Origin of the sequence: Winogradskyella algicola (genome assembly GCF_005869935.1) — a bacterium.
GTDB lineage: Bacteria > Bacteroidota > Bacteroidia > Flavobacteriales > Flavobacteriaceae > Winogradskyella > Winogradskyella algicola.
Genome location: NZ_SZQF01000027.1, coordinates 1 through 336 on the forward strand (window position 1 = coordinate 1; position 336 = coordinate 336).

Annotated in this window: 1 protein-coding gene; it reads right to left on the reverse strand. The window is 51.2% G+C overall.

The features are described from left to right. Window positions 1-336 (reverse strand): DUF7507 domain-containing protein (locus tag FC091_RS15090; RefSeq protein WP_212745842.1); only part of this gene is annotated, 336 nt, incomplete at both ends.

Genomic DNA, 336 nt, shown 5'->3' on the forward strand with positions numbered 1-336 from the left:
CTGTATTGGTTACCGTGATCGTATATTCTACTGTGTCTCCTAAACTTGCCCCTACTGGTGCTACATCATTGGTGATCGCTACCGTCTTAACGGCCTCGATGCTCGGGTCTTCCGCTATTGGCGTTTCTGTTGGATCGTCTTCGGTATTGCCATCCGTGTCATCACCATCATCACTCGTGTCATCGACATTCGTGTCCGCTGGACTATCGCCATCAGCTAAAACACTGTTGCTAAAGCCTCCGGCATCCACGGCATCCTGCTCGATAACATAGGTCGCCGTATACGTCGCTACTTCGCCAACCAATAGGTCGCCTTCTGCACTGCCTAAACTGGATG